Origin of the sequence: Amycolatopsis orientalis (assembly GCF_000943515.2) — a bacterium.
Taxonomy (GTDB): domain Bacteria; phylum Actinomycetota; class Actinomycetes; order Mycobacteriales; family Pseudonocardiaceae; genus Amycolatopsis; species Amycolatopsis orientalis.
On the sequence record NZ_CP016174.1, the window covers coordinates 581,296 to 606,388 of the forward strand.

At 69.8% G+C, this 25,093-nt stretch carries 25 protein-coding genes; 22 read left to right on the forward strand and 3 right to left on the reverse strand.

All coding sequences use genetic code 11. The annotated features are described in order from the left end of the window. Positions 1-36: 36 nt before the first annotated feature. Positions 37-1,569 (forward strand): PstS family phosphate ABC transporter substrate-binding protein, encoded by a 1,533-nt coding sequence (locus SD37_RS02830; protein WP_044853709.1) that lies wholly within the window; start codon positions 37-39, stop codon positions 1,567-1,569. A gap of 88 nt (positions 1,570-1,657) precedes the next feature. On the opposite strand, the gene SD37_RS02835 is transcribed toward SD37_RS02830, so the two are convergent. Next, positions 1,658-2,122: a GreA/GreB family elongation factor gene (locus SD37_RS02835; RefSeq protein WP_044853710.1), complete on the reverse strand. Its 465-nt coding sequence runs from the start codon at positions 2,120-2,122 to the stop codon at positions 1,658-1,660. Positions 2,123-2,245: 123 nt separating this feature from the next. Here SD37_RS02835 and SD37_RS02840 point away from each other — a divergent pair, with 123 nt between their 5' ends. The 6 genes from SD37_RS02840 to SD37_RS02865 all read left to right on the forward strand — a co-directional run bounded on the left by SD37_RS02840 (position 2,246) and on the right by SD37_RS02865 (position 7,046). After that, positions 2,246-2,833 carry a TetR/AcrR family transcriptional regulator gene (locus SD37_RS02840; protein WP_037318402.1) on the forward strand — a complete coding sequence of 196 codons (588 nt, stop codon included), beginning with the start codon at positions 2,246-2,248 and terminating at the stop codon, positions 2,831-2,833. 115 nt (positions 2,834-2,948) lie between these two features. After that, positions 2,949-4,175, forward strand: a complete 1,227-nt coding sequence (locus SD37_RS02845) for a M14 family metallopeptidase (protein WP_052675057.1) — start codon at positions 2,949-2,951, stop codon at positions 4,173-4,175. An 87-nt stretch (positions 4,176-4,262) separates the two neighbouring features. Continuing rightward, positions 4,263-4,784, forward strand: coding sequence for a gamma carbonic anhydrase family protein (locus SD37_RS02850; RefSeq protein WP_044853711.1), 522 nt, complete (start codon positions 4,263-4,265; stop codon positions 4,782-4,784). 34 nt (positions 4,785-4,818) lie between these two features. Then, complete coding sequence (locus SD37_RS02855) at positions 4,819-5,250, forward strand: uL11 family ribosomal protein (RefSeq protein ID WP_044853712.1); 432 nt, start codon at positions 4,819-4,821, stop codon at positions 5,248-5,250. Beyond that, complete coding sequence (locus SD37_RS02860) at positions 5,247-5,666, forward strand: ABATE domain-containing protein (RefSeq protein WP_052675058.1); 420 nt, start codon at positions 5,247-5,249, stop codon at positions 5,664-5,666. The genes SD37_RS02855 and SD37_RS02860 overlap by 4 nt, the downstream gene beginning before the upstream one ends. 111 nt (positions 5,667-5,777) lie before the next feature. After that, entirely contained in the window at positions 5,778-7,046 is a 1,269-nt protein-coding gene (locus SD37_RS02865) for a serine hydroxymethyltransferase (RefSeq protein ID WP_044853713.1), read from the forward strand. 122 nt (positions 7,047-7,168) lie between these two features. On the opposite strand, the gene SD37_RS02870 is transcribed toward SD37_RS02865, so the two are convergent. Further along, the gene (locus tag SD37_RS02870; protein ID WP_037318389.1) at positions 7,169-7,687 is read right to left on the reverse strand and encodes an inorganic diphosphatase; all 519 of its coding nucleotides are present in this window, start codon (positions 7,685-7,687) and stop codon (positions 7,169-7,171) included. 166 nt (positions 7,688-7,853) lie between these two features. Between SD37_RS02870 and dacB the strand changes: the two genes are divergently transcribed. The 13 genes from dacB (at position 7,854) to folK (ending at position 21,338) form a co-directional block, all read left to right on the forward strand. Continuing rightward, complete coding sequence (gene dacB / locus SD37_RS02875; protein ID WP_044853714.1) at positions 7,854-9,905, forward strand: D-alanyl-D-alanine carboxypeptidase/D-alanyl-D-alanine endopeptidase; 2,052 nt, start codon at positions 7,854-7,856, stop codon at positions 9,903-9,905. A gap of 109 nt (positions 9,906-10,014) precedes the next feature. After that, positions 10,015-11,043 (forward strand): zinc-dependent metalloprotease, encoded by a 1,029-nt coding sequence (locus tag SD37_RS02880; RefSeq protein WP_044853715.1) that lies wholly within the window; start codon positions 10,015-10,017, stop codon positions 11,041-11,043. Continuing rightward, positions 11,040-12,017, forward strand: a complete 978-nt coding sequence (gene tilS / locus SD37_RS02885; RefSeq protein ID WP_044853716.1) for a tRNA lysidine(34) synthetase TilS — start codon at positions 11,040-11,042, stop codon at positions 12,015-12,017. The genes SD37_RS02880 and tilS overlap by 4 nt, the downstream gene beginning before the upstream one ends. Positions 12,018-12,030: 13 nt before the next feature. Next, positions 12,031-12,594 (forward strand): hypoxanthine phosphoribosyltransferase, encoded by a 564-nt coding sequence (gene hpt / locus SD37_RS02890; protein ID WP_037318378.1) that lies wholly within the window; start codon positions 12,031-12,033, stop codon positions 12,592-12,594. Between the two features lie 144 nt (positions 12,595-12,738). Then, the gene (locus SD37_RS02895; RefSeq protein ID WP_037318375.1) at positions 12,739-13,104 is read left to right on the forward strand and encodes a hypothetical protein; all 366 of its coding nucleotides are present in this window, start codon (positions 12,739-12,741) and stop codon (positions 13,102-13,104) included. Positions 13,105-13,121: 17 nt separating this feature from the next. Next, positions 13,122-14,492 (forward strand): WXG100 family type VII secretion target, encoded by a 1,371-nt coding sequence (locus tag SD37_RS02900; RefSeq protein ID WP_044853717.1) that lies wholly within the window; start codon positions 13,122-13,124, stop codon positions 14,490-14,492. 65 nt (positions 14,493-14,557) lie between these two features. Next, positions 14,558-15,352 carry an ESX secretion-associated protein EspG gene (locus SD37_RS02905; RefSeq protein WP_044853718.1) on the forward strand — a complete coding sequence of 265 codons (795 nt, stop codon included), beginning with the start codon at positions 14,558-14,560 and terminating at the stop codon, positions 15,350-15,352. 262 nt (positions 15,353-15,614) lie between these two features. After that, positions 15,615-16,448: an ESX secretion-associated protein EspG gene (locus SD37_RS02910; RefSeq protein WP_044853719.1), complete on the forward strand. Its 834-nt coding sequence runs from the start codon at positions 15,615-15,617 to the stop codon at positions 16,446-16,448. A gap of 201 nt (positions 16,449-16,649) precedes the next feature. Further along, positions 16,650-19,079, forward strand: coding sequence for an ATP-dependent zinc metalloprotease FtsH (gene ftsH, locus SD37_RS02915; RefSeq protein ID WP_044853720.1), 2,430 nt, complete (start codon positions 16,650-16,652; stop codon positions 19,077-19,079). Next, a complete protein-coding gene (gene folE / locus SD37_RS02920; RefSeq protein ID WP_044853721.1) occupies positions 19,048-19,662 on the forward strand; it encodes a GTP cyclohydrolase I FolE in 615 nt (204 codons plus the stop codon). Before ftsH ends, folE begins: the two co-directional genes overlap by 32 nt. Then, positions 19,659-20,501: a dihydropteroate synthase gene (gene folP, locus SD37_RS02925; RefSeq protein ID WP_044853722.1), complete on the forward strand. Its 843-nt coding sequence runs from the start codon at positions 19,659-19,661 to the stop codon at positions 20,499-20,501. Before folE ends, folP begins: the two co-directional genes overlap by 4 nt. Continuing rightward, positions 20,494-20,853 carry a dihydroneopterin aldolase gene (gene folB / locus SD37_RS02930; RefSeq protein WP_037318356.1) on the forward strand — a complete coding sequence of 120 codons (360 nt, stop codon included), beginning with the start codon at positions 20,494-20,496 and terminating at the stop codon, positions 20,851-20,853. The genes folP and folB overlap by 8 nt, the downstream gene beginning before the upstream one ends. Then, a complete protein-coding gene (gene folK / locus SD37_RS02935; RefSeq protein ID WP_065912742.1) occupies positions 20,850-21,338 on the forward strand; it encodes a 2-amino-4-hydroxy-6-hydroxymethyldihydropteridine diphosphokinase in 489 nt (162 codons plus the stop codon). Before folB ends, folK begins: the two co-directional genes overlap by 4 nt. An 85-nt stretch (positions 21,339-21,423) precedes the next feature. On the opposite strand, the gene SD37_RS02940 is transcribed toward folK, so the two are convergent. Beyond that, positions 21,424-22,365, reverse strand: a complete 942-nt coding sequence (locus SD37_RS02940; RefSeq protein ID WP_044853724.1) for a MerR family transcriptional regulator — start codon at positions 22,363-22,365, stop codon at positions 21,424-21,426. Positions 22,366-22,425: 60 nt separating this feature from the next. On the opposite strand from SD37_RS02940, the gene SD37_RS02945 reads away from it, so the two are divergent. Together SD37_RS02945 and SD37_RS02950 are read left to right on the forward strand one after the other, a co-directional pair. Then, positions 22,426-22,887 carry a DUF3180 domain-containing protein gene (locus tag SD37_RS02945; RefSeq protein WP_044853725.1) on the forward strand — a complete coding sequence of 154 codons (462 nt, stop codon included), beginning with the start codon at positions 22,426-22,428 and terminating at the stop codon, positions 22,885-22,887. A 69-nt stretch (positions 22,888-22,956) separates the two neighbouring features. Continuing rightward, positions 22,957-25,050 (forward strand): DUF6779 domain-containing protein, encoded by a 2,094-nt coding sequence (locus SD37_RS02950; RefSeq protein ID WP_044853726.1) that lies wholly within the window; start codon positions 22,957-22,959, stop codon positions 25,048-25,050. Positions 25,051-25,093 lie beyond the last annotated feature (43 nt).

Below are 25,093 nucleotides of genomic sequence, written 5' to 3' on the forward strand. Positions count from 1 at the left end.
GCCTTAGGTTCGATTTCCCGAACCTGGAGGCTGGTCTTGGAAGGCTTTCCCTGGGACGTCCTGCTCGCGGTGGTCGGGATCGCGGTCCCGGCCGTCGCGTTCCTGTGGGAGTTCGTGCTCGTCGGCCGCAAACGGCTCGGCTACCGGGTGCAGATGGACACCCCGACGGGATCCGAACGCGGGTTCGCGCCGACCGCCGACGCACTCGCGCAGCTGCAGCACGAGAACGGCGAGCGGCTCGTCGACCCGTCGTTCGTGCTGCTGCGTATCGAGAACAGCGGCACCACCGACATCGACACCGACGACTACGCGGTCAACGAGAACGACCGCGTCGGCGTCCGCGTGAAGTTCCCCGGCCGCACCGTGGCCGGGATGGTGGTGACCGAACTCAGCTCGCCGCATCTGCACGAATGTTTCGGCGACGACTCCGGCTTCGGCGCGCGCGACGAGAATCCCGAGCGGCCGGTCGGGGTGATCGACCTGCCGAGGGTGCCGCTGAACCGCGGCGCGCACTACAAGATCCTCGCCGTACTCGACCGGATCCCGAACGGCTCGACCGAAGACTTCGCCGATCCTCAGGTCGTCGGGGAGATCAAGGGCGGCAGCCTCCGCGAGACCAAGAGCCGCACCGGGCCGACCGGTTCGGTGATGGCGCTGATCCTCTTCCTCGTGGTGCTCAGCATCTTCCAGCTGACCCGCTCGCTGGTCTTCGACGAGAAGCCGCCTCCACTGGATTGCGCGTCCGGGAAGCTCACGATCACCGGATCGACGGCGTTCACGCCGGTGCTGAAGGAGACGACGGCCTCGTACGCGAAGACGTGCCCGGGCACTTCGTTCGCCTTCGACACCCGGGGGAGCGCGGAGGGGCTCGGCAGCCTGAACCAGGCCGGGAACGACGGCGTGCTGGCGTTCTCCGACGGCGCCAAGGGCGAGGGCTTCCCGCAGCTGCTGCCGCGTCCGGTCGCGTTCTCGCTGTTCACGCTCGTGGTCAACAAGGAGGCGGGCGTCCAGGACCTGTCGCTCGCGCAGATCCGCGACCTCTACGACGGCAAGATCGCGAACTGGAAGGACATCGGCGGCAAGGACCAGCCCGTCCGGCTCGTCGACCGGCATTCCGACTCGGGCACGCGGCGGACGTTCGAGGTCCGGCTACTGGCGGGCAAGCGGGAGCCGGGTGACAACTCCGACGACTGCCTCAAACAGGCGCCGGGCGCCCAGCCGGGGGTGGTGCGCTGCGCGAGGCCGTCCACGAACGACGTCCTCGACGCGGTGGCGCGGGTCCCCGGCGCGCTCGGCTACAGCGAACTGGGGGCGGCGACGAAACGCGAAGAGGTCCTGCCGGTCCGGATCGACGGCCACCAGGCGACCCTGGAAGGCGCGATCCACGCGGCGTACCCGTTCTGGGAGACCGAGTACGCCTACACGTTCGGGGAACCGAAGGCCGACTCGCTCGTCGCGAGCTTCCTGCGGTACCTGACCAACCAGGTCGGGAAGGACATCGTGCGGTCGCACGGGCACCGGCCGTGTGCGGAGCTGGCGAATCCGGTCCTCTGCCGTCCAGGCGCGTGAAGGCCGCGGGAGGTGGTGGGTCGGGTCGGTCGTGAGTGGCGATTCGGGTCAGAACCCGAATCGCCACTCACGACCACCTGTACCGAGGTCAGGCAGGCGGCTTCAGGGTGACGACGGTGGCGCTGGTCTCGCCGCGCGGCGTCCGGTACTTGATCTCGTCGCCCTCCTTGGCGCCCACGAGCGCGAGGCCGAGCGGGCTGTCCGAGGTGACCGTCGAGGCGTCGGCGTCCTCGCCGGGGATGGTGACGATGTGGAGTTCGTCCTCGTCGCCGTCGGAGAACCGGAGGGTGACGGTGGTGCCGTCGGGGAGCAGGCCCTTGCTGTTGCGCCCGCCGTGCTCGAGTTTCGCGGCGACGTCGGCGATGCGCCGGTCGAGGTAGGCCGCGGCTTCCGCGCGGTCCAGCACCTCCGCCTGGTCGGCCGCGTCGCCGGTTCGTTCCTGTTCGCCGACGAGCGGCGCCATCGCGTCGCGCTGCGCACGCAGATCGGCGAGTTCCTTCTCCAGCTGCCGGCGCGCGGCCGGACTGAACCCGTTGTCCCCTGAGGTCACCATGCCGGGCATTGTCCGCTACGGATCGGCTGCGAGCCACCTAGATTTTTCACCCGCTGTGATCGGCCGGGACGCACGGCCTAAACTTCAGGGCCACTGTCCTGAAGAATTCGTGTAAGGAACCCCGTGACCGTCGTACCGGGCCGCAGCGAGCGGCTTTCCCCCAACCAGCTGCAGAAACAGGAGCAGATCGTCGAAGCGGCGCGCGTCGTGCTGGCCAGGGACGGGCTCGCGGGGTGCACGGTGCGGGCGATCGCGGAGGCCGGGCCACTCACGAAAAGTGCGATTCATTACTACTTCGCGGACATCGACGTCCTGATCGACCGGGCCATGGCGGCGCATATCACAACGTTCGCGGCCGATTTGCGCAAAATCGCGGCGAACCACGATCACCCGGATGAGCGGCTCTTCGCGGCGCTCGAAGCGTTCCTCGCCGAGTTCTCCGGCCGCCCGAACGCGGCCTTCCTCTGGTTCGAGTACTGGATCGCCGCGGGCCGCGCGCAGCATCCGCAGGCCATCGACGTCATGCTGACGTCGATCACCGAACTGCTCGCGGAACTCCTCGCCCCGTTGGACGTCGAGGACCCGCGGGCGCGGGCGAGGGCTCTGCTGTCCTATCTCCTCGGCGCGATCGTCCAGCAGCGTGTCCGGCGGCGGCCGTTCGCCGCACTGCGCGGCGACATCGAAGCGCTCTGTTTCGCGAACTACGGGTAGAAATACGCATTAGATCCGTACCGTTACGGATTGTTCGGTCTCCGCGCTCCGGCCATGGTGAGGTTCCCTTCCCTTGCCTGAGAGCTAGGAGACGACGATGCGCATAAGACGGTGCATGGCCGTGGCGATCGCGGCCGTCGCGGCGTTCACCATCCCGGTCGCCGCGAGTCCGGCGACCGCCGACCAGCGGGCCGAAGAAGCGCAGGTCCAGATCTACGAGGTCTTCGGGACCGGCACCTCGCAGCAGCGCACCCAGATCTCCCGGCTGGGCGTCGACGTCCTCGGCTCCGCCAACGGCACCACGACGTTCATCGGCGAGGAACGCGACGCGGCGAAGATCCGCTCGCTCGGCTTCCGCGTCGAGCAGCGCGGCGTCGTCGACCGCTCGCCCGAGGTGAGCACGAACGCGATCAACGACTTCCCGCCCGCCGACTCCGGCTTCCACAACTACACCGAGGTCACGACGGAACTGCGCAACGCCCAGACGAACTACGGTTCGATCGCGCGGCTGAGCAGCGTCGGCAACTCCTATCAGGGCCGCGCGCTGAACATGCTCAAGATCAGCGACAACGTCGGGACCGACGAGAACGAGCCCGAAGTCCTCTTCACCTGCAACCAGCACGCCCGCGAGCACCTCACCACCGAGATGTGCCTGCGGATCGTGAACCGGTTCACCCAGGGCTACGCCTCCGACCCCGCGATCAAGCGGTTCGTCGACAGCACCGAGATCTACGTGATCCCGAACGTCAACCCGGACGGCTCGGAGTACGACATCTCCGGCGGCAGCTACAAGTACTGGCGCAAGAACCGCCAGGGCAACGGCACCGACCCCAACCGCAACTGGGGTTACAACTGGGGCTGCTGCGGCGGTTCGTCGGGCTCGACGACCAGCGAGACCTATCGCGGCCCCTCGGCCTTCTCCGCGCCGGAGACGAAGGCGGTGTCGAACTTCGTGAACTCGCGCAAGATCGGCGGCGTCCAGCAGATCAAGGCGAGCATCGACTTCCACACCTATTCGGAACTCGTCCTGTGGCCGTTCGGCTTCACCTACAACGACACCGCCCCCGGGATGACCGCGGCCGAGGCGCAGCGTTTCCAGACGTTGGGCAGGCAGCTCGCGGCGACCAACGGCTACACGCCGCAGCAGTCGAGCGACCTGTACATCACGGACGGGACGATCGACGACTGGATGTGGGGCACGCACAAGATCCTGAGCTTCACCTTCGAGATGTACCCGCGGGGTTCGAGCCCCGGCTTCTACCCGCCCGACGAGGTGATCGTCCGGGAGACCACGCGTAACGACAAGGCCGTGGACCTCCTGCTGAACACCGCCATCGGCTGACGCTTCAGCGTTCCGTGAAGGCCTCCTTCCCCACGCTCAAGGTAGGGAAGGAGGCCTTCACGGACTTTCGCGCATAGGGTGCGGGGCATGCCGATGTTCGAATTCGAGGGGCACCGACCCCAGGTGGATCCCGAAGCGTGGATCGCCCCCACCGCCACCCTGATCGGCGACGTCGTCGTCGAGAAGGGCGCCTCCGTCTGGTACGGCGCCGTCCTGCGCGCCGACTTCGGGCGGATCCTCATCCGCGAGGGCGCCAACATCCAGGACAACTCGGTCATCCACGTCAATGGCGGCGTGACCGAGGTCGGCAAGAACGTCACCGTCGGGCATCAGTGCCTCGTGCACGACTGCACGATCGGCGAGCAGGCGCTGATCGGCAACGGCTCGACCGTGCTCGACAAGGCGCAGATCGGCGCGAAGGCGCTCGTCGCGGCCGGTGCCACGGTGACGCCCGGCATGATCATCCCGCCCGAGACCGTCGCCATGGGCAGCCCGGCGAAGAAGCACGTCCCGCTCGACGGCACCGCCCGCGGCTGGGTCGAGCACAACGCGGCGATCTACCAGGACCTGGCGCGCAGGCACGCGGAGAGCGTCAAGCAGATCGATTGACTCTCCAGTAACTGGAGACATTAGCTTCGGGCCTATGGCACCGAAGACCAAGAAGAAGACCCACCAAGCGACGCTCGAGCTGACCGCCGGCAACGCGCCGGTGGTCGACCTCGGCAAGATGCTCGGCCAGACCGGCGTGAACCTCGTCGAGGTCAAGAAGGCCTACGACGCGGCGACGGCGGCGCAGCGGGGCGACATCGTCCCGGTGGTCGTCTCGGTGTTCGAGGACCGCTCGTTCGAACTCCGCCTGAAGACCCCGCCGACGTCGTTCCTCATCAAGAAAGCACTGGGCGGCAAGGGATCCGGCCGTCCAGGACATGAGGTCGCCGGGAAGCTCACCCAGGACCAGTTGCGCGAGATCGCCGAGCGGAAGCTGCCGGACCTCAACACCGGCGACCTCGGCGCGGCCATGCGCACGATCGCGGGCACCGCCCGCTCGATGGGCGTCGCGATCGAAGAACCGTGACACGCAAGCACGTGATCGTCCCGCCTTTCCGCGACCTCGACCCGGAACTCGAGCTCGCGGAAAGGCTGCTGGCCCAAGGGAATCCGTGGCTCGACGGGGTGGTGGCGGCGCTGCCCGACGAACCCGCGGCCGCGGACCGGCTCAACCGGATCCTGGCGGGCACGGGGGCGGCGCCGCGCCTGCGCCGTGCCGGAAACGGTTGGCGCGTAGTGCATGTGACGTCGTGGCCGGGTTGCGGCGACCTGGTCGCGGGCGCTTCCGGGCTGGCCGGACTGGTCGCGTACGGCGGCTGGCGGCGGCTCAAACGCTGCGCCGTCTGCGCCCAGGCGTTCTGCGATCGGACGTCCGGGTGCAGCCGCCGTTGGTGCAGCGGGCATCGTCCGCACGCCGAGCCCGGCACGAGCGGAGTGCACTAGTCTGGTGCGCACCAGCGACTGGCGCCATTTGAGGTGGAGCACCACCGGGAAGCGACGACAAGGCCGGTACCGCGCGCCTGGGTCCGGCCGTCTCTGGCAGGAGTACGTCCGATGACACACCAGCCCGAACTTTCCGCGCTCGCCGCCGCCGACCCGCAGATCGCGGGGCTCGTCGAGGACGAGGCGAAACGCCAGCACGACAAGATCCGCCTGATCGCGTCCGAGAACTACGTCTCCCAGGCCGTACTGGAGGCGACGGGCACCGTCCTCACCAACAAGTACTCCGAGGGCTACGCCGGCAAGCGGTACTACGAGGGCCAGCAGCTCATCGACCAGGTCGAGAACCTCGCCATCGAGCGCGCGAAGGCCGTCTTCGGCGTCGACCACGCCAACGTCCAGCCGTACTCCGGCTCCCCGGCGAACCTCGCGGTGTACCTCGCCTTCGCGCAGCCGGGCGACACCGTCCTCGGCATGGCGCTGCCGGACGGCGGCCACCTCACGCACGGTTGGAGCGTGTCCGCGACAGGCAAGTGGTTCACCCCCGTCCGCTACGGCGTCCGCAAGGAGACCGGCCGTGTCGACCTCGACCAGGTCCGCGAACTCGCGCTGCAGCACCGGCCGAAGCTGATCTTCGCGGGCGGCACGGCGATCCCGCGAACCATCGACTTCCCGGCGTTCGCGGAGATCGCCCGCGAGGTCGACGCCGTCCTCGTCGCCGACATCGCGCATATCGCCGGGCTCGTCGCCGGTGGCGCGCATCCGTCGCCGGTCGGGCACGCGCAGGTCATCACCACGACCACGCACAAGACGCTCCGCGGCCCCCGCGGCGCGATGATCCTCTCCGACGCCGACCACGCGAAGGCCGTCGACAAGGCCGTGTTCCCGGGTCTGCAGGGCGGCCCGCACAACCACACGACCGCGGCGATCGCGGTGGCGCTCGGTGAGGCGCAGAAGCCTGAGTTCGCCGAGTACGCCCACGCGATCGTGGCCAACGCGAAGGCGCTGGCGGAGGCGCTGACCGAACGCGGCTACGACCTCGTGTCCGGCGGCACCGACAACCACCTGCTGCTCATCGACCTGACGAACAAGAACGTGCCGGGCAAGCCCGCGGCGCAGGCGCTGGACCGCGCCGGGATCGAGCTGAACTACAACACCGTGCCGTTCGACCCGCGCAAGCCGTTCGACCCGTCGGGTATCCGGCTCGGCACCTCCGCGATCACCACCCGCGGGCTCAAGCCGGAGCACCAGGTGCAGGTCGCGGACTGGATCGACCGCACGATCACCGCGGCGGCGGCCGAGGAACAGTCCGCTTTGGACACCATCGCCGCCGAGATCCGCGAGTTCCTGGCGCCGTTCCCGATCCCGGGCTACTCGGCCTAGGCAGGCGAGTCGCGTTTAGCGGGCTAAACGCGACTCGCCTGAGGGACCCTAGGGCGACAGAACGCAGCGAAGGGGCCTTTCGCCACGTCAGACGTGGCGAAAGGCCCCTTCGTCGCGGAGAACTAGTGAGCCGCGGGACCGTCGATGGCCTCCTTGGCCAGCCGGTCGGTCTCACGTTCGAGCGAACGCTTGATTTCGGCCTCGGCGTCGGCACGCCCGACCCAGGACGAGCCCTCGACGCTCTTGCCCGGCTCCAGGTCCTTGTACACCTCGAAGAAGTGCTGGATCTCGAGCTTGTGGAACTCGTTCAGGTGGTGGATGTCCCGCAGGTGCTCCAGGCGCGGGTCGTTCGTCGGGACCGCGAGGACCTTGTCGTCCGGGCCCTTCTCGTCGGTCATCCGGAACATGCCGATCGCGCGGCAGCGGATCAGGCAGCCCGGGAAGGTCGGCTCCTGGACGAGCACCAGCACGTCGAGCGGGTCGCCGTCCTGGCCGAGGGTGTCGTCGATGAACCCGTAGTCGGCGGGGTACTGGGTGGCGGTGAACAGCGTCCGGTCGAGTTTGATCCGACCGGTCTTGTGGTCCACCTCGTACTTGTTGCGCTCCCCCTTGGGGATTTCGATAGTGACGTCGAATTCCACGCCGGCCTCGCTGCTCTCGTCTTTGGTACGCCCCGCCGTCGCGACGGCTCACCGAAATCATCGTCTTGTCTTCACTAGTGTGGACCACGGGGGCCCGGACGGTCGCATCGATGTGGTCGTATGTGAGCTTGGCCCCTTCCCCTGGCGGTGGATGAAGGAGTGTCGAGTGCCGGAAAACGATGACCCGAGGTGGCCGTCGGACGACAAGGACACCTCATCCACCGAGCCCAAGGGCACCGAGGGGAACGGCGAGTCCACCGTCTGGCTGCCGATGTCGGGCCTGGCGAGCGGCAAGACCGAAGAGCTGTCAGTGCCCAAGGTCACACCCGAAAGTGGCTCGTGGTTCCAGCCGGTCGTCGAGGTCGAGGAAGAACCGGACGTCCCGGACACCCCCACGCCGCAGTGGTCCGCCTTCGCCCCGGTCACACCGGTCGAGCCGAAGGAGCCCGAGGCGCCGAAGACGGTCTTCGTGCAGCCTGTCCAGCCGCAGCACCTGACCGAACCCGACTGGGACCAGTTCGACCGAAACGCCGGCACGCCGTCCCGCGATCCCGAGCCGCGTCAAGAACCCCAGCGCCAGGAGCCGCCACGCCAGGAGCCCCAGCGTCAAGAACCTCAGCGCCGTCCTGAGCAGAACCGGGTCGAGCCGCCGAGTCCGGCGCCGGTCCCGTCGGCGACCATGCACGCGCGGCCGGTCCGCATCGAGCCGGCCGAAGAGCGGTTCGACTCCGAAGCCACCGTCGGGATGCGGCACGCCGAACCGCCGTCGGATGAGCCCCCGGCCGCCGAGACCGAGGCCGCACCCGCGCCGAAGCCGAAGAAGCGCAAGCGCAAGGTCCTCGTGATCACGACCGTGGTCGTCGTCCTGCTGCTCGCCGGCCTCGGCGGGGCCGCCGCGATGCCGAAGGTGTCGAACCGGCTCGGCCTGCCGTGGGCACCGAACGCGCCGAAGGGCGAGATCCCGAAGCCCGCCGGCGTCACCCGGGTCCTGCACGGCCCGGACGTCAACGGCGCCGGGCCGACGAAGGAAGGGCTCGCCGCCGCGCTGAAGGGCCCCGCCGGGTCCGCCGACCTCGGCACGCTCACCGGCACCGTCGTGGACGCGGCGAGCGGGACCGTCCTCTGGGACAAGAACTCCGCCACCCCGCTGACCCCGGCGTCGACCACGAAGATCCTCGTCGTGGCGGCCGCGCTGCTGTCGATGGACCACGGGACGCAGATCTCGACGAAGATCGTCCAGGGCGCGGACCCGGGCACGGTCATCCTCGTCGCGGGTGGCGACCCCTCGCTGACCGCGCTCCCGCTGGGCACCGACTCGCCGCTGTATCCGGGTGCCGCCCATGTCGACGACCTCGTCGCCCAGGTCAAGAAGGCGGCGGGCGGCAAGATCTCCAAGGTCCAGCTGGACGTCAGCCTGTTCAAGGGGCCGACAGGGGCGGTGGGCTGGGATCCCGAGGACACCGCCGCCGGGAACACCTACATGGCGCCGGTCGTCCCGGTGATGGCCGACGGCGGCCGCACCGATCCGAAGAACGACCACTCGCCCCGTGTCGCGAACCCCGCGACGGCGCTGACCCAGAAGATCGCTGGAAAGCTCGAAGCCCAGGCCGGTGGCACGACGACGGCACCGAAGGACGCGAAGGTGCTCGGCGAGGTCAAGTCTCAGCCGTTGACGGAGTTCGCGAACTCGCTGCTGCAGCTTTCGGACAACATGCTCGCCGACGCCCTCGCCCGCCAGGTCGCGCTGGCGAAGGGCGCCGAGCCGTCGTTCGCCGGTGGCGCGTCCGCGACGATGGACGTCCTGAAGCAGGCCGGTTTCGACCTCACCGGCGTCCAGCTCAACGACGGCAGCGGGCTGTCCGACCAGAACAAGATCCCGGCCAAGGTGCTCAGCGAGATCCTCGCGGTGGCGGCGGCGCCGGACGGGCAGGATCCGCGGACGGCCAAACTGCGGCCGATGCTGGCGGGCCTCCCCGTCGCCGGTGGCAGCGGGACGCTGGAGAAGCGCTACGGCGATCCGGCGTCGTCGGCGGGCCGGGGCTGGGTCCGCGGCAAGACCGGGACGCTGTCCGGGGTGAACACCCTGGCCGGGGTGGTGCTCGACACCGACGGCCGGATGCTGGTGTTCGCGCTGATGTCGTCCGGCTCGGATCAGAACAAGGGCCGGGCCGCGCTCGACGTCGTCGCGGCGACGCTGCACAAATGCGGTTGCCGGTGACTTCCGTGAGCGACCGGAACCGGAGCGTGAGGAATTCGCGGCGGAATCCGGCCTTTCAGCGGGTAGCGTCATAAGAGTGACTGAGGAAACGCCGACCAAGACACGTTCGATGGTCGACTGGTCCCTGGCCGCCTCGACGGGCGCCCTGCTGGTGCGTGGCGGCCCGGTGGTCGATCGCGAAGAGGCCGAAGAAGCCGTCGCCGATCTTCGCGAGCTGACCAGCGAAGCGGAGGGGCACGTCCGTGAGCTGACCGGGCTCGGGCTCGACCTGCCGCTGCTGCCCGCCGACGTCGTCGACAGGCCCGGCTGGGTCCGCTCGGCCGCCGCCGGGCTCGACGCGCTCACCGGCCGCGCCCTGCCGCAGGCGCAGGGCGGGCCGCTCGGTCCCGTGCTGGCCTCCGGCGCCGGCGTCCAGACCGGTCTGGTGCTCGCTTTCCTGGCTTCCCGGGTGCTCGGCCAGTACGACCCGTTCGGCGGGCCGGACCGTGAGGGCCGTCTGGTGCTCGTCGCGCCGAACGTGGTCGCCGCCCAGCGCGCGATGGACGTGCCGGGGCACGACTTCCGGCTGTGGGTCTGCCTGCACGAGTGCACCCACCGGCTGCAGTTCACCGCGGTCACCTGGCTGCGCGACTACTTCGCCGACGAGGTCGAGCGCCTGATCGGCGGGCTCGCCGGCCGCGACGCGGACGGGCTGAGCGACCTGGTCGGGCGGCTGCCGGACACGATCAAGCAGATCGGCAAGGGCAAGACGGGCGGCGCGGGGCTGGCGGAGCTGCTGCAGTCGCCGGGCGAACGCGCGGTGTTCGACCGGCTGCTCGCCCTCTCCACCCTGCTGGAGGGGCACGCCGACTTCGTGATGGACGCCGTCGGCCCGCAGGTCGTGCCGAGTGTCGAGCTGATCCGGTCGCGGTTCACCGCCCGGCGCAAGGGCGGCGGGCTGATCGACCGCGTGCTGCGCACCCTGCTCGGCGTGGACGCGAAGATGCGCCAGTACGAACAGGGCGCGAAGTTCACGAAGCACGTCGTCGGGGCCGTCGGCATGGACGGTTTCAACGCGGTGTGGACCTCGCCGAACACGTTGCCGACCCGCGCCGAGATCACCGATCCGGCGGCCTGGGTGCGGCGCCTGCACGGGTGAGCGGGCCGGATCCGGCGATCGCGGCCGTCCGAACGGCCGTGCGGGAGTTCCTCGCGTCGATCACCGACGTCCGTGACGAGCTGTGCGTCGCCGTCTCCGGCGGTGCCGATTCGCTGGCGCTCGCCGAAGCCGCGGCCTTCACCGGTTCCCGCGCGGGGCTGAAGGTTCGCGCGCTCGTCGTCGACCACGGCCTCCAGGACGGCTCCGCCGAAACGGCGGCGAAGGCGGCGAGCACCGCTCGTGAACTGGGCGTCGACACCGCCGAGGTTCTCACGGTGCGCGTCGAGGGCGCGGGCGGCCCGGAAGCGGCGGCCCGCCGGGCCCGCTATCGCGCCCTGCGCTCGGCGCTGCCGGAGGGACACGGCGTCGTCCTCCTCGGCCACACCCTCGACGACCAGGCCGAAACCGTCCTGCTCGGCCTCGGCCGGGGTTCGGGACCACGATCGCTGGCCGGGATGCGGCCGCACGACCCGCCCTGGGGACGGCCGCTGCTCGGCGTCACCCGCGCCACCACCCGGCGGGCGTGCCGCGCGCTCGGCGTCGACCCGTGGCAGGACCCGCACAACGAGGATCCGCGGTTCACCCGTGTCCGGTTACGGACGGAAGCACTGCCCCTGCTGGAGGAGGTGCTGTCCGGCGGAGTCGCGGCCTCGCTCGCCCGCACCGCGGCGCAACTGCGCGAGGACACCGAGGCGTTGGACACACTCGCCGACGAGGTCTACCTGCGTGCCTTCATCGAGGAAGGGCTCGACATCGCGGTGCTCTCCACCGAGCCGCCCGCGCTGCGACGGCGTGTCCTCCGCAGGTGGCTGCTGGACTCCGGCGTCCGCGAACTCACCGACGCCCACCTGCGTTCGGTCGACGCGCTGGTGGGGAACTGGCGGGGTCAGGGCGGGGTCTGGCTACCCGGCGACTTGGTGGCCGCGCGGGCGCATGGCAGGCTCTCCCTCGCAGCACCCCATTCCACCACCTAGAGGGGAACGTCCCGTGTACGAAGGCGAGATCGCCTCCGTGCTCGTCACCGAGCAGCAGATCAACGACAAGATCGCCGAGCTGGCCGCGCAGGTAGCCGCGGACTATCCGGCCGACGGCCCCGGCGCCGGGCAGGGAGACCTCCTGCTCGTCGGCGTGCTCAAGGGCGCGGTGATGTTCATGACGGACTTCGCCAGGGCACTCCCTCTTCCCTCCCAGCTCGAGTTCATGGCGGTCTCCTCTTACGGCTCGTCGACCTCGTCGTCGGGCGTGGTGCGGATCCTCAAGGACCTCGATCGCGACATCGCCGGCCGCGACGTGCTCATCGTCGAGGACATCGTCGACTCCGGGCTCACGCTGTCCTGGCTCCTGAAGAACCTCGCCAGCCGCAACCCGGCCTCGCTCGAAGTCGTCTCGCTCCTGCGCAAGCCGGAGGCGGTCAAGGTCGACGTACCGGTCAAGTACATCGGGTTCGACATCCCCAACGAATTCGTCGTCGGATACGGCCTGGACTACGCGGAGCGTTACCGGGACCTGCCCTACATCGGCACCTTGGATCCGCACGTTTACACGTCCTGAGAACCGCTTGCCCGGGTCGGCGGAAATGGGGAACCCTGAGCACCGAGAACGCGTCATAGGCTGCGATCAAGTGCGTTAACCTATGCGAAGACCTTTGCCACGGAGACGTCGTGGCCTGGCCCGGGGGAAACGGAGAGAGCTCAGATGGGGAACAGCAGCTTGGCGGACGCGAACGCGTTCAAGAACGCCGCGGCCCAGGGTCAGGTCGGGATCGACCCGGACGCGGCCCAGACCGTCCTGAACAAGATCCGTACCGGCAAGGACGCCATCGAGTCCCTGCTGCACCGTGCCGGTGACCTCGGGCAGGCGCCGAAGCTGGGCGACAACCCGGTCGGGCACGCCATCGCCGCGAAGGTCGCGAACCGCGCTGACGGCGGCGGCGACTCGTACGCCGCGGCCCTCCAGAACCTGTACCAGCAGTACGAGGCCGCCGAGTCCGGCATCGTGACGGCGATGGCCCGCTACCACGAGATCGACCAGGCCGCGGCCGAGCCGTTCCGTAACGTCTGAGGGGGAGTCAGAAAGCCATGCCACCGAAGCACAGCGCCGACTCTTACGGCGAGCAGAGCAGCACCCCGGTCCAGCTCGGCGACAGCGGGCAGACGTCCGGCATCGTCGAGTCCGCCCGCGGCCGCTCCGACGGGTTCGAGATCGGCGCCGACCGCGCCATCACCAACCCGCCGAACTGGGAGAGCGCGCCGACCAGCCAGGACCTGTGGAACCAGGCCAACCTCGGCAACGACCCCAGCACGGCGACGGCCATCAGCCAGTCGTGGAGCTCGCACGGCAGCCAGCTGAACCAGGCGTCGAACGACCTCTACAACGCGATCTCCGAACTGGGCGCCGCCTGGATCGGCCAGGGCGCGGCGAGTGCGCAGGGCGCGCTGGTCGCCATCGCGAACTCGGGCTCGCAGGCCTCCGAAGCCGCGGTCACGATGTCGGACAGGCTGCAGAAGCAGGCCGACGCGGCCACCAAGGTCAAGCTGATGCCGAAGCCGACCGACTACAGCCCCGAGAAGGCGATGGGCCAGGCCCTCGCGGCGGGCCCGATCGGCATGATCACCGACCAGAAGCCCCTTGCCGACAAGGACAAGGAAGTGCGGGCGGAGCAGGCCAGGTTCCTCGAGGCCTACACCAAGGAGATGAGCGAGGTCGACAGCTCGACCCCGAGCTTCGGCCCCGAATCCCTCGGCATGAAGCCGACGGCCACGCACAACAGCAGCTCGTTCAGCGGCGTCGGCAACGTCGGCGCGGGCGGCCTCAACCCCGGTGCCGTCTCCGGCACCCCCGTCCTCGCCGGCACGCACGGCTACGGCGGCGCGCAGGGCGGCCCGCACGCCGGGGCCGTCCACGCCGGACCGGACTCGGGCGTCTTCTCGCAGGCGGGCTACAGCCCCGCCACCGGGAACCTGCCGGCCGCGGGTGTCGCGCCCGGCGCCGGTGTCGCCTCCGGCGCGGGCGCCCCGATCGCCCCGCACGCCCCGGCGAGCGGCGGCAACGGGCTCGGGCAGGCACTCACCGCGGCCGCGCTCGGCGGCGGTCTCGGCTACGCCGGTGCCAAGGCACTCGGACAGGGCAACAAGTCCGGCGCCAAGGACACCGACAGCACCGACGCCGCGGCGACGGACAACTCTCCCGCGCAGAGCGCCGCGTCCCAGGCCGTGCCTCAGCAGGGCATCGTGTCCTCCAGCGGCACCATCGGTGGCGGCCCCACCCCGCCGATGCAGGGCATGGGCGGCGGTATGGGCATGGGCGCCCCCGGTGCGCAGGCCGAGCAGGAAGAGGAGCACACGCACGCGTCGTTCCTCATCGAGCCGGACCCGGACGACGCTTTCGGCGCCAACGAGGCGACCCCGCCGCCGGTCATCGGCGCGTGGACCGAAGACGACGATCGCTAGAGCCGTTTTCACCGGGCGCGCGGCCGAACCGGCCGCGCGCCCGCTGACCTGTATGGGGGCGTTGAATGGCGAACGGTGAACTGCTCACCTCGGTCGAACTGGACTTCCTCTGGGAGACCGCGAACGCCGGGGAGCTGCCGTACCCGCTGCGGCTCCGTTCGCACGGGGCGACCGTGGACGAGCGCGCCGCGCTGCGTAAGCAGACCCTCGAGTCGCTGAACCAGCGCCGTCTCGCCGACGACCGCGGGCGTCCCGAACCCCACCTCGAAGACTTCTTCGGCATCCTCGCGAGGCCGGACCTGAGCCTGGACTGCGTCCAGCTCAACAACCCCAACACCGAACCGCTGCTGGCGGTCGCGTCGCTGCTCGGCGGCCAGGGCCTCCTGACCGCCCAGGACCCGCGAGGTTTCCACTTCCACCCCATCGCCCCGGACGGCCTCGCGAGCGCGATCGTCTCCCTGCTGCCGCCGGGCGCGCGCGGCACGGAGAAGTCGATCACCCTCCCGCTGGACGGTCTCGTCGGCGCTTCGGGCGCGGACTTCCTCCAGCGTCGCCAGCCGCAGGTCGACGGGCAGGCCACGTCCGACGAGGACCGCAAGGCCCTTTCGCGGCTTCAGGCGCAGCCCCGGCTGCGCGGCGGCCAGTTCGGCGCCAACGCGCGCAGCCGGCATGGCACCCGCAGCCGGTCTTCGGTGCTGAGCTGGTTCGACACGCAGTCGGGCCGGTACTTCACCCAGGCCACCCGCGGCTCCGACGGACGGGACTGGATCACCATCGCGCCCGCGGATCCGGCGACGCTGCGGCACCGGCTCACGGAGATGCTGGGGAAGATCGCCGCGGAGTCCACGGTCCCTCGCTGATCTCCTCCGCGTGTGTCATAAGGGGTCCCCATGGGACGAATTTCGTCCTATGGGGACCCCTTATGACACTTCGCGAGGCCCGTCGGTCCCGCTCCCCTCAGGTCGCCGGCGCTCTTTCGCCGATCCGCCCACCGCTTGTCGTACCCCTTCGCTATCGTGAACCCCGGGGCGCCCTGACGCACAGCGACCAGCCGGGCACGGGGGCGTCCCGGCGGGCACACACCCCGCGGCAAGAGCCAAGGTGCCGGGAGGGCACAGAGCAATGCACCAGGAACATTTCACGCCGATGGCGTTCGACTTCCTCTGGGAGTCCGCCGAACTCGGCGACCTGCCGTATCCGCTGCGGAACCGCTCGCACGGCGCCACCGAGGCGGAGCGCCGCGCGCTGCGCAACCGCACCGACGTCGAACTCAAGGCCCGCGGCATCCGCGACAGCAGGGGAAGGCTGGAGCCGAGGATCGAGGACTGGCTCTACCTCCTCGCCCGCGGCTCGCTGACCATCGACGCGTTGCACATCCCCGAATTCCAGGCCCCGACGATCGCCGTACTCGGCGCCACCGACGGCCGCGACGGCGTACTCGCGATCCAGGACCAGTCCGGTATCTGGCTGCGCGAGGCCCCGGCCGACGGACTGCCGACCGCGGTCGTCGACCTGCTGCCCCCGGGGCAGCGCGGCTCCGAAGCGTCCGTCACGCTGCCGATCGACGACGCCCGCCGCACCCAGCCGATCCGGGCCGCCGTCAACCCGACGAAGCAGTCCGAAGAGTCCGAAGCGGCGAAGACCCGTCGCAAGGAGAAGGCCCGAGTCTCACTCAGTGAGCGCATCACGGCGGACCCGCGCGAGGCGTTCGGCAAGCTCACCGGCCAGCCTCGGCTGCGCGGCGGTCAGCTGGCAGCGAACAGCCGGTCCCACGTCGGCGCCAAGCAGCGATCCCGCGTCCTCGGCTGGTTCGACACCGTCAGCGGGCGCTACCTCAGCACGTCACAGGCCGGTCCGGACGGACGCGAGTGGGTCACCGTCTCACCCGCCGACGTCAAGACACTGCGCATGCGACTGGGTGAAATGGTCGCCGGTGTGGCGGTCGACACACGTTAGGGTGGCCGACGCGTTCACGCTCCGGGAACCCTCGCGAGGCGTCCGCCGTTGACGTCCGAGAGGCTCACCACCCTCGTCCGTCCAGGCGGGCGGTATCCTGAGGGGCGGGTGTCGGAGCACCATGGGTCGTCAAGATCGTTATGGCGGGTATCACAGGAGCCGCCCAACCAGGAAGGGTCGAGGCCACCAGGGCCGAGTCGTATGAACCGGAAGAGCGTGCTCAGGAACCCAGTGCTCTGGATTCTCGCGGCGGTACTGGCGTTTCTCGCATACAACACGATCTTCGACAGTGATCGTGGCTACACCCAGGTGCCGATCTCGGTCGCGAACCAGCAGATCACCACGAACAACGTCAAGGAAGCCTCGCAAGAGGACAAGGAGCAGCAGGTCAAGCTGCTTCTGAACAAGAAGATCGAGGTCGAGGGCCAGCAGGTCGACCAGATCATCGCGCAGTACCCGGCGAACGTCGCGGGCACCATCTACAACCAGCTCATCGCCCTCAAGACCGGTGACAACCCGATCAAGTTCACCACCAAGGTCACCCAGCAGAACGTCCTCACCCAGATCCTGATCTTCGCCATCCCCTTGGCGCTGGTGCTGGGCCTGCTGATGTGGATGATGAACAACGCCCAGGGCGGCGGGAACCGCGTCCTCAACTTCGGCAAGTCGAAGGCCAAGCAGCTCAACAAGGACATGCCCAAGACGACCTTCGGGGACGTCGCGGGTGCCGACGAGGCCGTCGAAGAGCTGTACGAGATCAAGGACTTCCTGCAGAATCCCGCGCGCTACCAGGCACTCGGCGCGAAGATCCCCAAGGGCGTCCTGCTCTACGGGCCGCCCGGTACCGGTAAGACGCTGCTCGCCAGGGCCGTCGCCGGCGAGGCGGGCGTGCCGTTCTACACGATCTCCGGTTCCGACTTCGTCGAGATGTTCGTCGGTGTCGGTGCTTCGCGAGTCCGCGACCTGTTCGAGCAGGCCAAGCAGAACGCGCCCTGCATCATCTTCGTCGACGAGATCGACGCGGTCGGCCGCCAGCGCGGCGCCGGCCTCGGCGGCGGCCACGACGAACGTGAGCAGACGCTGAACCAGCTCCTCGTCGAGATGGACGGCTTCGACGCGCGCGGCGGCATCATCCTGATAGCCGCGACCAACCGTCCCGACATCCTCGACCCGGCGCTCCTGCGCCCGGGCCGCTTCGACCGCCAGATCCCGGTGTCCGCACCGGACATGCGCGGCCGCAAGGCGATCCTCGAGGTGCACGCCAAGGGCAAGCCGATCGCACAGGGCACCGACCTGAGCAGCCTCGCCAAGCGGACCGTCGGCATGTCCGGCGCCGACCTGGCCAACGTGCTCAACGAGGCCGCGCTGCTCACCGCCCGCCAGAACGGGCACGTGATCACCGACGCCGCACTGGAGGAGTCGGTCGACCGCGTCGTCGGCGGCCCCGCCCGCAAGAGCCGGATCATCTCCGAGAAGGAGAAGAAGATCACGGCCTACCACGAGGGCGGGCACGCGCTCGCCGCGTGGGCGATGCCGGACATCGAACCGGTCTACAAGCTGACGATCCTGCCGCGCGGGCGCACCGGCGGACACGCCCTGCTCGTCCCGGAGGACGACAAGGAGTTGATGACCCGCTCGGAGATGATCGGGCGCCTGGTCTTCGCGATGGGCGGCCGGACCGCGGAGGAGCTCGTCTTCCACGAGCCCACCACCGGTGCCTCCTCCGACATCGAGCAGGCGACCAAGATCGCCCGCGCGATGGTCACCGAATACGGCATGAGCGCCCGGCTCGGCGCGGTCAAGTACGGCCAGGAACAGGGCGACCCGTTCCTCGGCCGCTCGGCGGGCCGCCAGGCCGACTACTCGCTCGAGGTCGCGCACGAGATCGACGAGGAGGTGCGCAAGCTCATCGAGACCGCGCACACCGAGGCGTGGCACGTGCTGAGCACCTACCGCGACGTGCTGGACGAGCTGGTCATCGAACTCCTCGAGAAGGAGACGCTGACCCGCAAGGACCTCGAGCGGATCTTCGCGACCGTCGAAAAGCGCCCGCACATCACCATCTTCAACGAGTTCGGCGAGCGGAAGCCGTCGGACAAGCCGCCGATCAAGACCCCCGGCGAACTGGCGATGGAGCGCGGCGAGCCGTGGCCGCCGCCGGAGGAGAAGAAGGAACAGCCGGTGCTGCAGCCGGCGCCGACCCCGGTCGGCACCGCGCAGGGCGGCAACGACCTTCCCGGTGGCCCGCCGTACGGGGCCCCGGCCCCGCCGCCGGACCCGAACGCCAACCCCTACGCTCCTCCGCCGCCCGGCGCCTACCCCAACGGTGGTCGCCCCAACGGTGGGCCGAACGGCACCGGCCACTGGCCGCAGGCATATGGTGGGCAGCAGCCGGGCGGACCGGCAGGTGGTTACCAGGGTGGGCCCGTCGGTGGCCCGCCGAACTACGGGGCTCCTCCCGGATGGACCCCGGCGACCCAGCCGGGCGGCCAGCCGAGCCAGCCCTGGCGTCCCGCCGAAGACCGCCCGCGTGACGGCTGGTTTGCCGACCAGCCTGACCAGCCCGGCGGTCAGCAGCAGGACGAAGGAAAACAACGGCGTGACGACGGACAGGACGAAACCAAGCGATAACGGCGCAAGCCCGGTCTTCGACCAGGACCGGGCCGAGAAAGCCGTACGCGAACTCCTGCTCGCCTGTGGTGAGGACCCGGACCGGGACGGTCTCCTTGAGACCCCGGCCCGGGTCGCTCGCGCTTACCGGGAAATGTTCGCCGGGCTCTACACCGAGCCGGACCACGTCCTGGACCGCACGTTCGACGAGGCGCACGAAGAACTCGTCCTCGTGACCGACATCCCGATGTTTTCGACCTGTGAACATCATTTGCTCTCATTCCACGGCGTTGCTCACATCGGCTACATCCCCAATGAGCATGGCAAGGTCACCGGGCTGTCCAAACTGGCCCGCCTCGTCGACCTCTACGCCAAGCGCCCCCAGGTCCAAGAGCGCCTCACCTCCCAGGTCGCCGACGCGCTCATGCGCAAACTCAATCCGCGCGGCGCGATCGTCGTGGTCGAGGCCGAGCATCTCTGCATGGCCATGCGCGGGATCCGCAAACCCGGCGCCAGGACGACGACGTCCGCCGTGCGCGGGCTGCTGCAGACTTCGGCGTCCTCGCGGTCGGAGGCGCTGGACCTGATCAAGGGCCGTCGATGACCGCCCTGCCCCGGCCCGGCCGGTGCGCGGTGATGGGCATTCTGAACGTCACCCCTGATTCCTTTTCGGACGGTGGTCGCTACCTCGGCGTCGAGCAGGCGCTGGAGCACGCGCACGAGATGTGGGCGCGCGGAGCGGATCTGATCGACGTCGGCGGGGAGTCGACGCGGCCGGGTGCGTCCCGGGTGGACGCCGACACCGAGATTTCCCGGATCATGCCGGTGATCCGTTCGCTCGCCGCCGACGGTGTCGCGATGTCCGTGGACACCACGCGCGCCGAGGTCGCCCTCGCCGCGGTCGAGGCCGGCGCGTCGGTCATCAACGACGTCTCCGGCGGGCTGGCCGATCCGAACATGGCGAAGGTCGCCGCCGAGACCGGTGTCCCGTGGGTGCTGATGCACTGGCGCGGGCACAGCAAGGACATGAACGCGCTGGCGTCCTATGAGGACGTCGTCGCGGACGTGCGCGCCGAGCTGTTGTCCCGAGTGGACGAAGCGCTCGCCGCGGGCGTCGACGCCGATGCGATCGTGCTCGACCCCGGACTGGGTTTCGCGAAGAACGCCGAGCACGACTGGGCCCTGTTGAACGGTCTGGATTCCTTTCTGTCGCTGGGTTTCCCGGTGCTCGTCGGCGCCTCGCGCAAACGGTTCCTCGGGCGCCTGTTGTCCGGAAAGGACGGAAAGCCCGCCCCTCCGGACGGTCGTGAGAACGCGACCGCGGCCGTGTCCGCGCTCGCCGCGGCGGCGGGCGCCTGGGGTGTGCGGGTGCACGAGGTGGGCGCGAGTATCGACGCCGTGACCGTCGCGGCCGCTTGGCGAAAGGGGAGTCCTGTTGTCTGACCGGATCACGTTGACCGGGTTGCGGGTCTTCGGCAGGCACGGGGTCTTCGACCACGAGAAGCGCGACGGGCAGGAGTTCGTCGTCGACATCGTGGTGTGGCTGGACCTCGGCCCGGCCGCCGCGTCCGACGACCTGACCAAGACGCTGCACTACGGCGAACTGGCCCAGCTCGCCGCCGGGATCGTGGCTGGCGAACCGTACGACCTCATCGAGAGTGTCGCCGGGAAGATCGCCGACGAGGTGCTGCGCGACGAGCGGCTGAGCGCCGTCGAGGTGACGGTGCACAAGCCGTCCGCGCCGATCCCGCTGAACTTCGACGACGTCGCCGTCACGGTGCGGCGGGAGCGATGAGCCGCGCGGGCCTTTCGCTCGGGTCCAATCTGGGGGATCGGCTCGCGTTCCTCCGGTCGGCCGTCGACGCCGTCCGGCCGTCGGTCGTCGCGGTGTCGTCGGTTTACGAGACGAAGGCCTGGGGCGTCGAGGACCAGCCGGACTTCCTCAACGCCGTCGTCCTGGTCGACGACCCGGCGCGTGATCACTGGGACTGGCTGCGCACCGGGCAGGCCGCCGAGCAGGCGGCGGAGCGCGTGCGCGAGGTCCGCTGGGGGCCGCGCACGCTGGATGTCGACATAGTGACCGTGGACGGGGTGCGCTCCGACGACCCCCAGTTGCTGCTCCCGCATCCCGGCACGCCGGAGCGCGCGAGCGTGCTGATCCCCTGGCTGGAGATCGAGCCCGACGCGGTGCTCCCCGGCCACGGCCCGGTCGCCGACCTCCTTGCCGCCCGCCCCGCCTCGGACCGCGACTCCGTCCGCCTCACGCATTTCGTCCTCTGAATGCGTGAGCCGGTCGTTCGCGTTTAGCCCGCTAAATGCGGTGGTCGGCGCCACGAACTACCGCATTCAGAGGACGAAACGCAGGTCAGGCGAGGGCGGCACGCAGGGCGGCGATGATCCACTCGGCCTGCGGCATCTGCGAGGGGAACGACGGCCAGCCGTTGATCTTCCCCAGCAGCAGCCAGTACCGCTCGGCCCGCGGGTCGGAGCTGATCGCCATCCCGTCGGTCAGCCGCTTGCGCCAGGCAGGGTCGGCCGGGTCCTGCCCGTTCCGCGAGGACTCCGTGAAGATCGTCTCCGCCAGTTCCCGCCCTTCCGGCGAGTCCGGGGCGATGCCGGCTTCGAGCGCTTCGGACGCCTTCTGACTCCACGCCATCCACAGCTGCTGCTGTTTCTGCCCGAAGTCGGCCCCGTCCTCCTTCCGGAGCTTCGAGTGCCATTCGCTCATCCGGCGGATGGACGCGCGGAACTCGTCGTCCTGCACGAGTTCGGCGAACTCGATCCATGCCTCCAGTTGTTCGGGCGTCGGGTCGTCGGGCAGTTCCGGTTTCGCCGAGCGCATCCGCTCGTAGAACTCCGGATCCAGTTCGAGTCCTTCGACCATGTCCGCCCAGAACTGGTCCAGCAAACGTTTGCGGTCTTCGTCCGACATCGATGCGAGCTTGTTCATCAGTTCGACCTCCTCCAGTGGTGAGTCCCGTTTGGCCACCGCTCGCAGTACCGCCCGGCGCAATTCCAGTCGCCGGATCTGCTCGTCCAGGGCGGCGACATGCTGGACCGCGAGGTCCCCGATGGTCGCTTCCCTGGTCAGCGCCCGCTCCACGTCCGCGAGACCCAGCCCCAGCTCCCGCAGCGTCCGGACCAGTTCCAGGCGCGCCATCGCGGTGGCGTCGTAGAGGCGGTAACCGGAATCGGTGCGGTCGGTCGGTGGCAAAAGCCCTTCGTCGGAATAGAAGCGGATGGTCTTCACCGGCAGGCCGGTCCGTTTGGCCAGCTCCCCGATGGTGAAAACCGCTGCGGTGCCCATATGCTTCATCGTCGACTCTCCAGTTGGTGGAGAGTCAAGCCTGCCAGGTAGCGTTGGACCATGCACTTCACCCGGCCACGCGAGCTGGCGGTGGCCGGCCTTCTGGGCTTGGTCCTGGCCTACCTGCTCTTCCAGCTCGCCTACGGTTCCATCCCCGCGCTTCCGCTCTTCGCCGGAATCACGCTGCTCGTCCTCGCTCTCTGCGAGTTCGTGCTCGCGTTCATCATCCGTTCGAGGATCAAGGAGGGCCGGGTGCTGGCGGCGATCTCTGTCGCCCGATCGGTGGCACTCGCCAAGGCCTCGTCACTCGCCGGATCCGCCATGACGGGTGTCTGGCTGGCGGCTTTCGCGTATCTTTTTCCGCGACGTGACGAACTCCTCGCGGCGAGCGGTGATCTCCGTTCGGCGACGGTCGGGATCGTCAGCTCGGTGGCCCTGGTAGCTGCGGCTTTGTGGCTCGAACACTGCTGCCGGACGCCCGAAGGCGGTGATCGGGAGCGCGATGCCGAGCCGACCGGTTAACGCTCGGGAGACGCCGCTCGAAGTACCGACTAGGTCTCGTTCGGATTACTAGAAGGTACGGTGTTGGGCATGACCGGGGTGGGTGACGACTCGCGCGGCCGCCTTGCGGGTAGGCCGTGGCTTGTCGTCGGCTTGGTTCTCGCCGTCGGCGCGACCCTCGCATTGGTGCTTTCCGACGACCTCCGCTACTTGCGCCTGGGTATCGTCGCGGCGCTGTGGGCCGCGTTGATCGGCGCCTTCCTGGCGGTCCGCTACCGCAAGCACGTGTCACAGAGTGAGGACGCCGTCGCCGAGGCGCAGGCCGTCTACGAGCTGGAGCTGGAACGCGAGATCGCCGCCCGCCGCGAGTTCGAGCTGGAGATGGAAGCGGAGACCCGGCAGGCCGCCGAGAGCCGCTCCCACGACGAACTCGAAGCGCTCAGAGCCGAGGTGAGCGCCCTGCGTGAAAGCCTCCAGTCGCTCTTCGGTGGCGAGGTTCTCCTCGAACGTGTCGCGCTCACCGCGCAGGCCACCCGGATGCGGTCCCTCGACAACAAGCAGCTGATGAGCGCGGGATCCGACCACGGCAACGGCAAACCGCAGCTCATGGCGTCCAACGGCACCACGATCGACGTCGACGACCGCGAACGCGGGCGTGACCGCCCGACCGAGATGATCGACCGCGTCCTCGAACCCGCGTCCGCCCGTGCCGGTGCCCCGGCCGCCGCGCGCCGCAAACCGTCGAACGGTCAGGTCAACGGCACCAACGGGGTCAACGGGGTCAACGGCGGCGCGAACGGCTACGGCCAGAGCAATCAGGTGCCCCGGCCCAAGCCGGTCGACGAATCGACTCGCCGCAGCATGCGCAAGGCCGACGCCCGCGCCTCGAAGGCCGCCGAAGCGCTCGCCGCCGAAGCCGCCCGCCGCGAGCGGCTGGAGATGTCCAACCCCGGGATGTCGCCCGCCGAGGTCTCCCGGCCGATGCCGAGGGTCGACGCCAAACGCAAGACCCCGCCGCCGGTGACTCCGGCCGAGGTGTCCCGTCCCGCCATGCCCGGCGTTTCGCGCGCCGAGGTCTCGCAGCCGTCGATGCCCACCGTCGCGCGGCAGCCTCAGCGCCCGGAACCCCCGCGCCAGGAACCCCAGCGCCGTCCGCAGCAGCCCTCGCTGCAGCAGCGTCTCGACGCCGGCACCGTGCAGCGTCCGCCCGCGTCGCGGCCGGAGGAGCAGACCCGCAAGCAGACGCCGCCGGTGAAGCCCGCCGCGCAGGCGAAGCCGGCGGTGAAGAAGGTCGAGCCGGATCGTCCCCGGCCGAACCGTGAACTGGGCCTGACCAGGCCCGGCATGAAACCGGTCGAACGGCCCCGTCCGGCCGGTGGCACGCCGCCGCCGGTGAACAAGCCCGCCGATCCGGAGCCGATGGAGGCCACCGGCGAGTGGAAGCCGTCGTGGACGCAGGAGCGCCCGGTCTCCGACCTGAGCGCCGCGTTCCCCCGGAAGGACGACTTCCAGGACCGACTGCGTCCCACGCCGCCGTCGAAGCCCCAGCCGTCGGCCACCCCGCCGCGGCCCCCGGCCCCGAGCCCCCAGTCACGTCCGGAGCCGCGTCCCGAGCCCCGTCGTGAACCGGAGCCCCCGACCCCGCTGTCGATCCCGGTCGTTTCCGAGCCGCCGCCTCGCCGTGCCGAGCCGGTGCGGCCGCCGGAGCCCGAACCCGTACGCCGTCCGGCCGCCGAGACGCCGTCCCGGCACAGCCCGCCCGCCGAGACCCCGGCGCGGCACAGCCCCCCCGTCGAGGAACCGCCCGCGGTCAACCCGACGCTGCCCGAAGAGGTCCGCGCGCTGCAGAACCGGCCCGGTGGACGCCGTCGCCGGGCGGCGGAGGACTCTTCGGCCTCGCTCACCCCGGCCCCCAACGTGCCCGAGCCCACCGGCGGTGGCCGTCGCCGCCGTCCGGACGGCGAACCCCCGGCGTGGCAGAACACCGAGTCCTCGGGTGGCCGTCACGGCGGCAGGCGGGCGAAGCCGGACGACGAGACACCGTCCCGCAACGGGTCTTCGCACAGCCGCCCCGAAACGCCTCCCGCCGGCTCGCACGCGTCCGGCCGGTCGGTGATGGATCTGCTCGCCGCCAACGGCGCGAACGAGTCCACTCCGCGGCGCAGGCGGCGTGCGGAGGACTGAGTGGTCACCGCCGGAAGTCCTCCGGGGGTCTCGACGGCCCAGC